The sequence below is a fragment of the Candidatus Latescibacter sp. IFSED24 genome, assembly GCF_058273205.1.
In genome coordinates this window covers 4,092,997-4,106,106 of record NZ_CM177850.1, presented here as the reverse complement: position 1 = coordinate 4,106,106, position 13,110 = coordinate 4,092,997, and the positions used below count along the sequence as shown (strand labels likewise).

Below are 13,110 nucleotides of genomic sequence, written 5' to 3'. Positions count from 1 at the left end.
ATTCGCTCCGACCTGAAGTCACTTCGTTGCAGTTGCACGATTGATCGAACCGCGGGACACCTGCCCGCCCATCCCCACGCTCGACTCCTGCCGCAGGCGGTCCTGTTCGCAAGTCAGGAGGTGGAGTGATGAGATCCGTTCTGATTTTCGTGGCGCTCACCATGTGGCAGCCCGCGACGTCGTGGGCTCAGGAATGCATCGACTACGCGGACAACCCGCATTGGGTAGGGCACGTGGAACTGCCGGTTGGCAGTATCGAGAACATGGCGGTTCGCGGCGACTATGCCTACGTCACGGAGACCCCGGCCCGTCTTCGCGTGATCGAAATTTCCGATCCGGAACATCCGTGGCCGCAAGGCAGTGTCGACCTGCCGGGCGCCGCGTACGGTGTCGCCGTCACGGCATCCCACGCCTTCGTGGCCTGCGGCCTGGAGGGTCTGCTGGTCGTCGACATCACCGATCCGTTCAATCCCTGGATCGTCGGGAACTGGGACGAGTTCGGCTACGCGCTCGGTGTCGCGGTCGATGTCCTGGGCCCGGACCCCCACGTTTATGTCGCGGGATTCTCGGCCGGCCTCCTGGTGCTCGAGGCCACGAATCCCAGATACCCCCATCTCGTCGGTCACGTGAACACGCCGGGCGAAGCGCGCGGCATCGTCGTGGCTGAGTGCCACGCATTCTTGGCTGACGGCTCCGCCGGCCTCCAGATCGTTGACATCGCGGAGCCGGCGGAACCAAGGATCGTTGGCGGTGTGGACACGCCGGGCGTGGCCGATCGGGTCGTCGTGTCCAACGGCTTCGCCTACGTCGCGGACCAAGATGCCGACCTCCACGTCATCGACGTCACGGACCCGACGAATCCGCAGACCTTGAGCAGCGCCGAGATTCCTGGCGGCGCCCGCGACGTCGCCGTGGCCAGCGACTTCGCTTTCGTCTCGAACGGCGACTGTGGTCTGTTACTGATCGACATCACCGATCCGGCGGCCCCCATCATGCATGGCAGGGTGAGACAGCCCGCCTGTGCCAGCCGCGCCGTGTCGATCCAGGGCGGTCTCGCATACGTGGCTGTCGGTCGGGAGGAGAACGACTGCGGATTCCATGTGATCGAGATCAACGAGCCGCGGAACATCCAGATGGTCAGTCGGTTGGACACGCCGGGTGAAGCCGTGGCCGTGGTGATCTCGGGTAACTACGCCTACGTCGCCGATTATGAGGCGGGCCTCCAGGTGATCGATATCGTCGATCCGACGAATCCGGTGCTGGCGGGTAATGTGGACACGCCGGGCGATGCATGCGACGTGGCAGTGTCCAGTGACTACGCATTCGTGGCGGACGGCGAAGCGGGGCTACAGGTGATCGACGTCACGAATCCAGGCGCTCCCGAGATCGTGGCCAGCACGGGCGCGAATATCGGTCGGGTGGCAGTCAGCGGCAGCTTCGCCTACGTCGCGGCCGGCTGGGACCTCCTCATCATCGATGTTTCCGAACCTGTCAATCCTCAGGTTCGGGGTTCTTTGACTTGGGCAGATAACTTTTATGGGCCACGCATCGAGGATGTGGCTGTCGCGGGTGACTACGCCTACGTCACCATGGGTTCCGATTGGTCGGCGACCGAGCTTGCGATTGCCGACGTGTCGAACCCGGACGAGCCCCAGAAGATGGGCACGGCCGGTCTGAATGATTCGGGCCCGGTCGTCATTGCCGGGCGCTATGCCTACGTCAGCTATGCGAGCGGAACCGACGTCTTCGACATCGCGGATCCCGACGATCCGCAGCGGTTGGTCGTCTCCGCTCCCATGAGTATCCATGCCCTGTCGGGCAACTACGCTTATGGAGGATCCGGCTTCGGTCTCGATGTCAGTTTCGTCGTGGCCCCCACGAGCCCCTCACTCGTGGGTGCCATGTGCATTCCGGATGCTGTCACGGACGTGGCCGTCAGCGAATCCTATGTCTTCGTTGTGACCGGACAGGCTGGCCTGTGCGTTGCCTGGCAGCAGTGTGCGACCGCCGTCGGTGTCATCGATGAAACCGCCCATGTTCCCGCGACCGCACCGAGACTGGCTGCCAGTCCCAACCCCTTCAATCCGCGCACGACGATCACGTTCTCTCTGACGCGCGCACAACATGTCGCCGTCGACGTTTACGACCTGCAAGGGAGACGAGTGAGAAGGCTCGCGGTCGAACAATATGCGCAAGGTGATCATCAGCTGTCCTGGAACGGACACGACGATCACGGTCTCGAAATGCCTTCGGGTGCCTATTTTATCCGATTAGCGACCCAGGAGCGGGTGGAGTCGAGGAAGGTGATGCTCGTCCGATAAGCGACGTTGCGGTTCGTCTTCGAGCCCGCTGGCCGCGATGCCGGCGGGCCGTTGGTCAAGATGATGAGAATCAAATCGACGCGCAATCATCCCATTTGATGACACCTGTATTTCGGCTTCTGCTACGCTACCGATTCAGCCCACACCTCGCTCCTCTGCGTGGGCGTACTCCTGCCTGACATCCTCGCGGCTGTGCCCGCATCGGTCTGAAATCGAGATGGTGACACCCGCCTGCGAAGTGCCCAGAGGGATACAGGATGACCCGGGCCGATTGCCAACCATCCGAACCGGGCACGCGGTGTCATTTGATTTCAACGTCGTCAGGAGGTCCGACATGCGAATCCTGGAACGGGCTTTGTCCATCGTCCTTGTCGTGGTCGCTGTGACGAGCGTCGGGCGTACCGAGGCTCGCCAGCCGAATGCTGACGCTCAAGGGCGTCCGCTCTACTTCGAGGGCATGCTGACGATCATGCTCGAGGAGGGTTTCGCCCCTGTGCCGGCTCAGGAGGGAGCAGTGGCGCTGGGGACCGCGTCGCTCGACGCACTCGTCGCCCACTATGGTATCGATTCGGTTCACGAACGATTCAAGCACCGCCCGATCCCCGCGGACTCGGACCTGCCCGACCTCTCCCGGATCTATCGACTCATGTTCCCGGAAGACCGTGACGTCTGGGATGTCGTCGCGGCATTCGCCAAGGACCCGGGAGTGGTATTCGCCGAGCCGATCCCCATCGCCTACCTCGAGGATAATCCCGACGACACCCTCTACGATCAACTCCAGCACCTGCCACAGATCGAGGCCGCCGCGGCCTGGGATGTGCATCACGGGGAGGACGGTGCACCGGTCGTGATCGGCATCGTGGACTCCGGAGTCGACTACAACCACCCGGATCTGACGGACAACGTCTGGCAGAATCTCGCCGAGGATGCCGATGGCGACGGACACACGCTCGAGTTCAGCCTGGCTCATACGCGGTGGGAACTGGACCCGGGCGATCTCGACGGCCTGGACGACGATGACAACGGCTATATCGACGATCTGATCGGCTGGGATTTCTATGACCTGGCCACCGGCCAGGACAACGACCCGGTCGACCTCTACGGGCATGGCACCCATTGCTCTGGCATTGCCGCCGGGGTGACGAACAATGGCCTCGGGATCGCCAGCATCAGCTGGAATGTCCGCGTCATGAACGTCAAGGGATTCGACTGGGATAATGGAGAGTCAGGCTATGACACCTACAGCGCCATGGTCTACGCCGCGGAGAACGGCGCCGATATCATCAGCAATAGCTGGGCCGTGCAATTGTATTCTCAGGCTGATCAGATGGCTGTCGAGTACAGCGCGGCCCTGGGCAGCATCATCGTGGCGGCGGCGGCCAACTACGAAACCGATGAGCTCTACTTCCCCTCCGCCTATCCGCACGTCCTCTCGGTGGCTGCGGTCGCCGTCACCGATGCAAAGTCCTGGTACTCCAACTTCGGGATCGCCATCGACGTCTCTGCGCCTGGCGGGGATAGTGCCATCGACGGGGGCATCATCAGCACTGTCATGGGAGGTGGCTACGAGGGCTGGAATGGCACCTCGATGGCCTCGCCGATGGTGGCCGGACTGCTGGGTCTGGTCAAGTCCTACCACCCCGACTGGACGAACGAGGAACTCACCGTCCAGGTCCTCGGCACGGCGGACGATATCGACGACATGAATCCCGGCTATGAGCACATGCTCGGCATCGGTCGGATCAATGCGGCCCAGGCGATGACCGCGACGGACGTGACGATCCCGCAACAATTACGCGTCAACCTGGTCGAGACTCGTGTCACGGATGCCGGCGGCGACGGACTGCTCGATCCCGGCGAGGTGGTCGATCTCGATTTCACCCTGCGCAACTTCGCGCACTTCGTCGGCACCGAGAACGGGGCGTTGACCCTGATCACCGACGATCCCGACGTGATCATCCTGGCGGGCGAGCACACCTGTGCGATTCCCGCCGACGACACCCTCGACATCGACGGCGTGTTCCAGATCCAGATCGCCGCGGATGCTGGGCCGCACCAGGCGGACTTCACTCTTCGAGTCGATGCCGATCTGGAGGTCCTGTTCGGCAACGAGCTGGAGTTCACGCTGTTCGTGGCCCCGAGCGGGATCCTCGTCTACGAAGGAATAGCCGGCGGCATCGACTACAGCGGGCAGTATCTACGCGACATGCTCCAAGGATTTGGCCTGCCCGTCCTCTACAGTGACCACATCCCACCGAATCTCGACGTCTTCGACGCGGTGTTCCTGTCCTGTGGCAACTGGGGTCAGCTATTGACCTCCGGCACGTATCCGGAGGACGAGGAGACGGCGGCGATCATCGACTACCTGCAGAACGGCGGCCGCGTGTGCGCGGAAGGCGGGTCCTTCATCAGTGCCTACGAGTACTTCGATCACCCGGATCTGGAATTGATCAAGGAGCTCTTCGGGGTGGATACCCACTCCTGGTTGACCACCGACTTCATAGACAACCTCGTCGGCCAGGCCGGAACCCTGGGCGAGGGTATGAACTTCACCGAGTCCGACCAGGAGCGCTGCTGGTATATCAACGGATACACCCCCGATCCCGGCGCGGCGGCCGTGTTCACGGAGAGCGGTGCGCAGCAGGTCGGGATCCAGAACGTCGGCGCCCACGGTCAGCGGACGTTCCTCTTCTCGTACACGCTCTCCGATCTCGTCGACGTCGATCCGGTGAGCTGTCGCAGTCACCTGGTGCTCCGCATACTCGAGTTCCTGGGGCTCGAGATGCCCGACGACTACCTGGTGGCGGACTTCATGGGGAGCGTCCCTGACGGGCCGCCACCGCTCACGATCGATTTTACGGATCTCTCGCACGCCGACCCGGTGGCGCCGGTCACGTCCTGGGAATGGGACTTCGGCAACGACGGCACCATCGATGCCACTGGTCCGACCCCGCAGTGGACCATCACGGAGCCCGGCTACCATCCGGTGCGCTTGGTGGTCGGCAACGGGACCGCGGCCAGCACGCTCGTTCGTGACGATGCCGTCCTGGTCAACGATGGCGTCCTCGTCTGGGAAGCCGTGCCCGGTGGTCGCGACTTCAGCGGCAATTTCATCCGGGACGAGTTGACCACGCGGGGCTCCCCGTCGAGCTATGCTCCGGTCATCTACGCCTCCTGCTTCCCACGCTCGCTCCTCGGCTTCGACGCCGTCTTCCTCTCCTTCGGGAACCGTTTCACCGACAAGGGCTTCCTCAACGATGCCCGCAGCGTCGTGCTGCTGGAGTATCTGCAACAGGGCGGCAAGGTCTACCTCGAGGGTGGCGATCCACTGGGCTACGATCAGGCCACCAACGTGGAGTTGCATGCAGCCTTCGGATTGGCTGCCGTCGCCGACGGCAGCAGTCTCACCTCCGTCGAGCTCATCGGTCAGGAAGGATCGCTGGCCGACGGCATCCTCTTCTTCGGAACGAATCAGGAGGGCCTGAACAGCATCGATTTCTTCACTCCCGGGGCGTCTGCCCTGCCCGTCTTCGACGAGACCGGCTATCACACCGTCGCCGTGCAGAACGACGTCACGGGAGCCCAGAAGACGGTCTGTTTCTCCCATGCGATCGCCGAGCTGGCCGACGGCGACACGCCGAGCACGCGCCAGGATCTACTTTGGCGGATCATGACATTCTTCGACATCCTGACGCCAGTAGCAAACGATGGAGACGGCGATACACCGGCCGTGTTCAAGCTGGTCGGCTGTTATCCAAGTCCGTTCAACCCGCAGACGACGATTGCATTTGAATTGCCGACCACAGAACGAGCCCAGCTGCAGATATTCGACATCCGTGGACGGCTGGTAACGACACTGGTGGAGAGAACCATGCCAGCGGGTCAGCATGAAATCATCTGGAACGGCCGCGACGGAGAGGGGCGTGCCATGTCGTCTGGTGCGTACGTCGTTCGACTCGAGTCCGGAGCCGAGGTTGCGACAAGGAAAGTGATGCTGGTCCGCTAAAGACGGCCGATTCCGATCCGGAGCCACGACCGTGATGCCGGCGGGCTGGGTTGTACCCATCCGACACGGACTCGTTTTGATCCGCCACCTCCATTTGTGCTACACTGCGCCCCATGCCGGCACTCTTGACGGGAGTGCAGCCAGGTCCGCGATTCTATCTGTTCTCGCCATCACGATCCGGTCGGCGGCTGGGCTTGGACCGCTCCATCGGCCCCAGCACCACCTCTCCGACTTATCTGGGAGAACCGGACCTGTCTGTCCTCGATGACACGGGTTGTGAACCGAAATGGATGAAGGCCATGATTATCTACCGAGGTGACGACAGGAAGCCGTCGGAGATCGCCAAGGATGGATTCCGGCCCAAGAACTACCCGCGCACGGGCACGGAGATCTGGGCACGGCAGGCCATCAAGGCGCTCTATGCCCGGAATCCCATGGAGATCGAGGGGCACGTCCGCTTCAATCCCGGCGACTGCGTGTCGACCGACCTGGACGTCAACGGACAGGCCAACGAGCGGGGCAAGTACGTCTACAAGATCGAATTCCCCGTGCTGCCGAGCAGCGCCGACTACGCCCGGCTCGGCATCGAGCTGCCCAAGGGCAAGCTGAATCCCCAGACAGGCAAGGTCTTCCAGATCAGGCCCAACGCGCTGTGGCCCATCCTCTACCTGAACCGCCCGGTCCTGGATCTGGCGACCGTCATCGCCCTGCAGGTCCGCCGGATGGCCACCGAGGTGACGTTCTTCACGTCCATCCCGAAGGAGTTCGTCGTCGCCTACAGGCAGAGCCCCAGGGAAGCCTGGAAATCACTGGTCTGACGCGCGGAGCCGATCGACCCGCAAGGGATCCATAGCCGCGGGCGCTCGAGGTTCAGACCACCTCGCCCGGCAGCGGGAACCAGCGCAACCGCTCCTCGTCCGCACCCTCCAGATGGCACTCCTCGCCATGGTCCGCCCCCCGGCGGTCGGCCGCGGCCGCGAAGATGCGACGCGCTTCCTCCAGGTATTCGGCCAGCGCACCCACCGGTGCCGTCGGATGGCCCTTGCAGTGTCCCGGCCGACCGTCGTCGTAGCGGAGGCTGTCGAGGCCGTGGGGCGGGGTCAGCCGGTGGTCGCGATGGCGCCAGAGGCCGGTGTCCGGTTCGAAGACGTAGTCGGGCAGGAGTCGCCATCCTTCACGCGCGATCTGGTGCACCGCGTCGATGATGTAATCGCAGGTGAACTCGTCGATGAAGTAGTTGAAGTTCACCCGCACCCAGCCCGGCTTGATCCCCTCGTGACCGCTCTGGATGGCTTCGCGGAAGCGTTCGGACCGCATCAGGTCGATGCCGAGCAGACGGTGTCCGTAGGGCCCGGCGCAGGAGCAGCCTCCCCGCGACTGGATGCCGAAGAGGTCGTTGAGCAGCGCGACCACGAAGTTGTGGTGCAGCATCCGGTCGCCGTGACGGACGACGAAGGAGACGATGGACAGCCGCTGAGCCGTCAGGTTGCCGAGGATCTCCAGGTTCGGATTCGACGACCAGGAGGCGATGGCCCTGGAGACGAAGTCGTGCTCGAGCTGCTCGATGGTCTCGCTGCCGATCTGCTCCTTGAGCCGGAAGACCAGCCCCGCGCGGATGGCCTCGACGATCGCCGGCGTACCGCCCTCTTCCCGGTGGACCGGATCGGCCAGGTATTCGTGGCGCGACTCGCTGACGTAGCTCACCGTGCCGCCGCCGGGCACCGTCGGCACCCGGTTGCTCAGCAGCGCACGCTTGGCCACGAGCACGCCGGGCGTGCCCGGCCCGCCGATGAACTTGTGCGGCGACAGGAAGATCGCGTCCTTGTAGCTCAACGGGTCGCGGCCGACCTCGTTGCCGGCCGTGAGCTGCGGGTTCATCTCGATCTTCACGTAGGGCGCCGCGGCCGCGAAGTCCCAAAACGCGAGGGCGCCATGGCGGTGTAGCTGGACCGACAGGGCGTACGTGTTCGAGACGACACCCGTGACGTTGGAGGCCGCCGAGAAGCTCCCGATCTTGAGCGGTCGGTCGCGATAGCGCTCCAGCTCGCGCTCGAGATGGTCCTGGTCGATGCGGCCGTCCGGATCCTCGGAGATCACCACCACGTCCGCGATGGACTCGCGCCACGGCAGCTCGTTGGAGTGGTGCTCGTAGGGCCCGATGAAGACCACTGGCCGCTGCGCGGTCGGGATCTGGTCGGAGAAACCGTAACGGGCGTCGAGGTCGGCGGGCAGGCGCAGGTTCATGGCGTCGATGAGCTTGTTGATCGCGCCGGTGGCGCCCGAACCGCAGAAGATCACGACATCGTCGGGGCTCCCGCCGCAGGCCTCGTGGATGGCCTGGCGCGCTTCCTCCCGGAATCGCGTGGTCTGCAGACCGGTGCGCGAGGTCTCGGTATGAGTGTTGGCGTACAGCGGCAACACCTCGTCGCGGATGAAATCCTCGATGAAGCCGAGGGCGCGACCGCTGGCCGTGTAATCGGCGTAGGTCAGCCGCCGCGGTCCATACGGGCCCTCGATGACGCGGTCGTCACCGATGATGTTCTCGCGGATGCTGGCGAGCAATTGCACGGTGTGGTCGTTCAAGGAGCCTCGCTTCCAGTCGGCGGCGGAGCCGCGGCGTCATCGAACCGTGCGCGAGCACCCGCCACGTGGGTGGAGAAGATCGACCTCGGCGGGGTCACGGGGATGGGGTTTGACCGCCAATGTAGAGCCAAAACCGGCAACACGCAGCGATGGCCGGCTCTACTTCACCAGCACCATCGTCCGGGTCGCCGAGCCAGCCTCGGTGACCAGGCGGTAGTGGTAGACCCCCGAGCCCATGCTGGCACCGCGGTCGTCGCGGCCCGCCCAGTGGACCGTGTTGATCCCGGCCGCACCGATCCCCCGGAAGCTCTTGATCCGACGCCCGGCCAGGTCGTAGATCGCGAGGTCGTAGGTCCCCGCCACGGGCAGCTCGAAGCGGATCTCGGTCATGGCGTTGAAGGGATTGGGGGCGTTGGCCAGAAGCGGCCGGATCCGGTCCGCCGCGACCGCGCCGTCGTCGACGCCGGTGGTGGCGCCGCTCTCCCAGAAGATGTCGTCCAGGGCGAACTCGCAGGGCGTGCCCTGCTCCTCGAGGATGACGAAGGCGTAGCTCAGCATGCGCAGGTCGATGAGCAATCCGCGCAGGTCGCTGACCGGGATCGCCGCTTGCCCCCACTGACCGTCACGCACCAGCCCGTAGGTCGTCTGATGCGCCGGGAACGCGACGTAGCTCTGGTTCCCCCAGGAGTCGATGATCCCGATCTTGAAGGTGACGTGCGCGGGGATCTGGATCTGGAACTTGAGATGCCCCTCGCCGAAATCGAACAAGTTCAGCGGCTCGATGGCCATGATGCCGGCGCCGAACCAGCCCAGGCCCGCCGTCTGCCACGACAGCACGTTCGCGCCCTCGTACGGCGGGATGTCGCCCTCGACCAGGGTCCCTTCCCACACGTAGATCTCGGACGAGATCCCCGGAACCAGCGCGCCATTGGTGGGCGTCTCGTCGGTGAAGATGCCGAAGGTGCCGCTCTCGGCGGTCGGCGGACCGAGGTGGACCGTGCCCTGGTCGTTCCACTCGTAGACCCGGATGTAGTCGATCAGCATCTCGGCGGGCAGCGGCATGGAGACCGGCTCGCCGCTGTCGGGGTCACCGAGGTTGTAGGCGTCGGTGAAGGCCCCGCCGATGGCCAGGTTCGCGATGAGGTAGAACGGTCGGTTGAATTCGGCGGAGACCTCATCGATGGCGAACGGTTCCTCGTACAGGTCGCGCTCCATGCCGTCGTCGACGACGGTCATGCGCAGGCTCTCCTCGTCCCAGTAGAGCCGGTAGATCAGGAAGCGCTCGCTGAGCTGGTCGACGTAGTCGTAGTAGGGGCGGCAATACTGGTCGTCCGGGTCCCAGGAGAGGCTGGCCGCGCCCGAGGGATTCTCCGGGGAAACCGCGCTGGCGGCATAGAAGATGGCGTTGGCGCCCACGGCCTGGTTGACCGTGGCGTCGTCCTGCCCGTTGCCGCCGTTGTGCTCGTCGTGCAGGTCGCGGAACGACTGGTGATGACCCATCTCCATCATGTCGATCTCGCCGTTGCGCGGCCAGCCGTAGTTGGCGTTGCCGAGCAACCACACGGCGGGCCAGCCGCCGAGATCCAGGTCGGGGACCCGCACCCGCGCCTCGATCATGCCGTACTCGATGGTGACCAGCGACCGGGACATCACCTTGCCCGAGGTGTAGTGCAGCGGGTTGCCCCACTGGTCGACGATGCCCGGGCCGGACTCCTCGCGCGCCGTGATGCGCAGCGCCGTGTTGCCCGCCTCGCCGGGGACCTCCGCGATGTCGACGTTGTCCTCGGCGTAGAATTCCAGCTCACCGTTGCCCCAGCCCCAGTAGCCGTTGCCGGTCAGGATGATCCAGTTGTCGAGGTCGTCGAAATCGTCCTCCCAGATCAGGTCGCCGACCTGGGCCTGGGCGATGCTGGCGCTGAAGATCAGTGCTACGATCACGAACATCACGTTTTTCATCGTGGAGTCTCCGGGGTTGCGACAAGCTGGCAGCGAGGAGAGACCGTCCCTCGACTCGGGGTACCGGTCGCATGGATTATACACTTTGTACGGTTGCCGTACAAGCTGGTCCGCATCGCGGCGTCCGTGCTCATCGTCAGTTTCGGAATCTGCAGCGTCCACGCCCTCATAATTCTTTACCCCTGGGCATGATCCATCCAATTGACTGGCAAGATTTTGATGGCCCAAATTTATGCTCCCCCGACGAGGCCTGGGCAGCGTGGGGTGCCCAGCGCCGCCCCGGATCCGGATCCCGGACCCGGGGTGAGGTCGACTTTTCAGAGGGAGGTGTTCGCGATGAAGACCTGGCGCACGATCTCCGTCTGCGCCGTGAGCATCATGCTCATCGCCACGGGCGCCGCGGCTCAGTTCGTGAACGGCGATTTCGAGGACGGATCGACGGGGTGGTCCTGGAATCTGCCGGAGGGCTGGCAGATCGACTTCCCCGCCGATGGCGGCAATCCCGGCGGCCATGCCTGGATCATGTCGCCCTTCGGCGATTCCGAGGGCCAGGGCGCTCTCAGCCAGGAATTCGCCTGCGGCGACGAGAGCGGTCAGGAATGCGTGGTCAGCTTCGACTACAAGCTGGAGAACGTCGATGCCTCATCGGACACCGGACGGGTCCTGGTTATGATCGACGGCGAGTTGATCTTCGGCTCACCGTTTGCCGATTTCATCGACTGGACGACCGAATCCCTGAACATGTCCTGCGGTACCCACATCATCACGGTCCAGCTGGACGTCGATGCGGGGAACAACGGCTGGCGCGCCAGCTTCGACAACTTCACGGCGACCTGCGAACCCGTCTCGGTCGAGACGAGGACCTGGGAGGACATCAAGGCGCTCTACAGGTAAAGCCTCGCCGTCGTGATCGCTGGCCTACGCGCGCCCGCCTGCCGGGCGCGCGTTTTCCTCGGGGATTTAATAGACAATCACTATGTGTTAAGCTCGTGGTCCAGAAACGGTCCCGAAACCCAAGGCCTTCAGCAGAACAGGGTCACCGAGATGGACGAGATCATCAGATGCAACCGCTGCATCGTCCCCGCGAGCCTGCCCAGCGTCACCCTGGACCAGGACGGCATCTGCAATTTCTGCCGGCGATTCGAGGAGCTGGATGGCCGCATGAACGCCAGCTACTTCGACGACAAGAAGGCCGAATTCGAGGCGATGGTCCGGCGGGTGAAGCAGCTGAACAAGGTCTACGACTGCCTGATCCCGCTCAGCGGCGGCAAGGACAGCACTTACGCGCTGTATCTCTGCGCCAAGGAATACGGCCTCAAGTGTGTCTGCGTGACCCTCGACAACGGATACCTCTCCGATCACGCGCGGCAGAACATCGCCAGGGCGACCAAGGCTGCCGGTGCCGATCATTTCTATTTCAGTCCGAACCAGAACAAGATGATCGACATGTACGGCGAGTTCATGCGCAAGAGCGGGACGTTCTGCCCGGTGTGCATGCGCGGCATCCAGGCCTGTGTCCAGATGATCTTCGACCAGTTCAAGCCTCCCCTGGTCATCACCGGCACCGGCAGGAGAGTCACCTATCTGGGCCATGTGCCCGAGGTCTTCCAGGGTGGCGACCTGAGCTTCTACAAGAACGTCGTCAAGGACGAGCCCTACTGTCACGACCTGAAGAGCCTGCACTACGCGCCGACGTCACGGCAGATCAACAAGCTGAAGGAACTGGCCTGCCGGCTCCTCGGCCTGCACCCGCGATTGCTCGGTTTCTATAGCTACTACATCGCCCTCTACGACTACTTCCAGGCGGACTTCGCCGAGATCAGGGCGACCCTGGAATCCGAGATGGACTGGACGAGTCCGGAGGGTCAGTTCGAGCACATGGATTGCCTCCTGCACGGCATTCCCAGCTATATCCACACCCTGCGGTTCCCCGAACTCACGGAGTCGACCCTGTACGACAGCAACCTCATCCGGCTGGGCCTGCTGACCAGGGAGGAAGCCCTGGAGAACGAACGCCGCAACCGGGCCACCCGGCGGGAACCACAGATCCTGGATTCCTTCCTGCAGCAGACGGGGACCTCGAAGGAGGAGTTCACCGCCTCGGTGAGCGACTGGAAGAGGACGGACGGGTTCCGCAACAAGTTCGACGAGGGCCTCCGGCGCCGTTACAACAGGATGCTGGGTAAACGATAGTCGCCTGGCGGATCGGCGATGCGATCCGCCAGGCGTTCCCCTCGGTCCGAG

Annotated in this window: 7 protein-coding genes; 5 read left to right on the top strand and 2 right to left on the bottom strand. The window is 63.8% G+C overall.

The window, feature by feature from the left end; translation table 11 throughout:
* Window positions 1–128 precede the first annotated feature (128 nt).
* The 3 genes from IFSED24_RS16510 to IFSED24_RS16500 all read left to right on the top strand — a co-directional run bounded on the left by IFSED24_RS16510 (window position 129) and on the right by IFSED24_RS16500 (window position 7,145).
* On the top strand, window positions 129–2,321 hold the full coding sequence (locus IFSED24_RS16510) for a FlgD immunoglobulin-like domain containing protein (protein WP_491332582.1): 2,193 nt from the start codon (window positions 129–131) through the stop codon (window positions 2,319–2,321).
* A 271-nt stretch (window positions 2,322–2,592) separates the two neighbouring features.
* Window positions 2,593–6,327 carry a S8 family serine peptidase gene (locus IFSED24_RS16505; RefSeq protein ID WP_491332581.1) on the top strand — a complete coding sequence of 1,245 codons (3,735 nt, stop codon included), beginning with the start codon at window positions 2,593–2,595 and terminating at the stop codon, window positions 6,325–6,327.
* Window positions 6,328–6,626: 299 nt separating this feature from the next.
* Window positions 6,627–7,145 carry a hypothetical protein gene (locus IFSED24_RS16500; protein ID WP_491332580.1) on the top strand — a complete coding sequence of 173 codons (519 nt, stop codon included), beginning with the start codon at window positions 6,627–6,629 and terminating at the stop codon, window positions 7,143–7,145.
* Between the two features lie 52 nt (window positions 7,146–7,197).
* On the opposite strand, the gene IFSED24_RS16495 is transcribed toward IFSED24_RS16500, so the two are convergent.
* Both IFSED24_RS16495 and IFSED24_RS16490 read right to left on the bottom strand, forming a co-directional pair.
* Window positions 7,198–8,910, bottom strand: coding sequence for an aminotransferase class V-fold PLP-dependent enzyme (locus IFSED24_RS16495; RefSeq protein ID WP_491332579.1), 1,713 nt, complete (start codon window positions 8,908–8,910; stop codon window positions 7,198–7,200).
* 159 nt (window positions 8,911–9,069) lie between these two features.
* The gene (locus IFSED24_RS16490; protein ID WP_491332578.1) at window positions 9,070–10,866 is read right to left on the bottom strand and encodes a T9SS type A sorting domain-containing protein; all 1,797 of its coding nucleotides are present in this window, start codon (window positions 10,864–10,866) and stop codon (window positions 9,070–9,072) included.
* Between the two features lie 336 nt (window positions 10,867–11,202).
* On the opposite strand from IFSED24_RS16490, the gene IFSED24_RS16485 reads away from it, so the two are divergent.
* Window positions 11,203–11,760 (top strand): hypothetical protein, encoded by a 558-nt coding sequence (locus IFSED24_RS16485; RefSeq protein ID WP_491332577.1) that lies wholly within the window; start codon window positions 11,203–11,205, stop codon window positions 11,758–11,760.
* Window positions 11,761–11,910: 150 nt separating this feature from the next.
* A complete protein-coding gene (locus IFSED24_RS16480; RefSeq protein WP_491332576.1) occupies window positions 11,911–13,059 on the top strand; it encodes an adenine nucleotide alpha hydrolase family protein in 1,149 nt (382 codons plus the stop codon).
* Window positions 13,060–13,110 lie beyond the last annotated feature (51 nt).